This is a genomic window from Kitasatospora sp. NPDC059803, from assembly GCF_042732255.1.
GTDB lineage: Bacteria > Actinomycetota > Actinomycetes > Streptomycetales > Streptomycetaceae > Kitasatospora.
This window is the reverse complement of record NZ_JBHWIJ010000571.1, coordinates 1-1,657: the sequence shown is the minus strand read 5'-3', so window position 1 is coordinate 1,657 and position 1,657 is coordinate 1. Positions and strand designations below refer to the sequence as shown.

General features: G+C 74.2%; 2 protein-coding genes. Both read right to left on the bottom strand.

Translation table 11 applies throughout. From position 1 onward, the window contains the following. Positions 1-64 precede the first annotated feature (64 nt). On the bottom strand, positions 65-769 hold the full coding sequence (locus tag ACFV6I_RS39565; RefSeq protein WP_380431139.1) for a polysaccharide deacetylase family protein: 705 nt from the start codon (positions 767-769) through the stop codon (positions 65-67). Between the two features lie 217 nt (positions 770-986). After that, the gene (locus tag ACFV6I_RS39560; RefSeq protein ID WP_063350756.1) at positions 987-1,580 is read right to left on the bottom strand and encodes a DUF1772 domain-containing protein; all 594 of its coding nucleotides are present in this window, start codon (positions 1,578-1,580) and stop codon (positions 987-989) included. Positions 1,581-1,657: the final 77 nt, after the last annotated feature.

Sequence of the window (1,657 nt, the reverse complement as noted above, 5' to 3'; positions counted from 1 at the left end):
TTCGAACTCCCACGACGCGCGCCGGAGTTCGAAGGCGTATCCGGGGGCTCCGGCGGGTCCCGCCCTAGCCGCAGAGGGTCCCGAAGGTGTACCCGCGCGCCTTGAGGGTGGAGAGGATCGTCGGCAGCGCGGCTGCGGTCTGGCTGCGGTCTCCGCCGCCGTCGTGCAGCAGGATCACCGAGCCCGGGCGGACGTTCTTCAGCACCCGGGACTGGATGGCCGCCGTTCCCGGCCGGGACCAGTCGGTCGGGTCCACCGACCACAGCACGACCTGCTTGCCGAGCGCCGCCGCGCGCGAGCGCACCGCGCCGTTGACCGCACCGTAGGGCGGGCGCAGGCAGCTCGGGGTGCGGCCGGTCTGGGCGCGGATCGCCTTGTCCGTGTTCGCCACCTGGGCGTTGACGGCGGAGGCCGAGAGCCGGCGCAGGTCAGGGTGCGACCAGGAGTGGTTCTGCACGCTGTGGCCCGCCCGGGCGACCTGCCCGGTGAGCGCCGGGTGGGCGGCGACGTTCTGCCCGATCTCGAAGAACGTCGCGCGCACACCGTAGCGGGCGAGGATCCCGAGGATCCTCGGCGTGTAGGTGGGGCTGGGGCCGTCGTCGAAGGTGAGGTAGACGACCTTCCCGCCCTGGTCGGCCTTGGCGCCCGCCGCCTCGGCGGGTGCGGCCGGCACCGCGACCGCCGCTCCCGCCACCAGGGCGACGGCGAGTGCGCCGATCGCGGTCCGAATCCGCCCAACCGCCCTGCGCCTGCCGGAATGTACGGCCATGCCTGCCCCCTGCCCCTGGTGCCGGAACCGCCCTGTACCGACCAGTCTGCGCCGAAGGGCGCCGCCGCCGCGACCGGCCGGGGGTGAATTCGGCCAGCTGCTCGGCGGGTTGACCAGCGGCGAGCGGCGGGAACTGGCCGGGCACGGCACCGGGCACGGCGACCGCCCCCGGTGGGGATCCACCAGGGGCGGCAACCCCGTTGCGGGGCCGGGCCGTTCAGCGCGAGGCGCGGCCGTGCAGGACCAGCGCCCGGGTCAGGGCCGCCAGGCCCCCCGTGCAGAGCAGCGTGCGGAGCATGTTGGTGGCCACCCAGGTGCCCTCGAACTTGGCGCGCACGCCCGCGAAGTCGGTGATCTGGGACGGGTCACCGGCCTGCGCCAGCTGGTTGTTGAGCGGGATGTTGACGCCCATGGTGACCATCAGGGCCACCACGTAGAGCACCGTCGCCCCGGCGGCCCACAGCGCCGCCTGCCGTCGCCCGGCCTTGTGCTGGAGCCAGGCCGCCACGCCCGTCGCCACGAAGGCGCCGACGAAGACCAGGCCGAACATGCCGTTCTCGATCGACTTGTTGATGTGCTGCATCGCCGTCACGTACGTCCGGTCGTCGCCCGCCGCGAGGCCCGGCATCACGGACACGTCGAAGGCGAAGAACAGGCCCGCCATCAGGCCCATCGCGATGGTGGCGCCCGCCAGGACGGGCCCGGCGGCCTTGCTCCGTGCGGCGGGGGCCGCCGAGGCGCCCGGCGCGAGGCCGCCGAAGGAGGATGGAGCGGAGTAGGAAGCTGGAGTCGCGGTCTGGTTCGAGCGCATCGGTAATCCTTCGATTTCTCCCCGGCCCCCCCCCCCCCCGGGGGCCCCCACCAGGGGCGCGCCACCGCGGAACCACC

Coding starts and splice junctions, on each gene's coding strand:
- ACFV6I_RS39560 (WP_063350756.1), bottom strand. CDS start 1,580: ATGCGCTCGAACCAGACCGCGACTCCAGCTTCCTACTCCGCTCCATCC.
- ACFV6I_RS39565 (WP_380431139.1), bottom strand. CDS start 769: ATGGCCGTACATTCCGGCAGGCGCAGGGCGGTTGGGCGGATTCGGACC.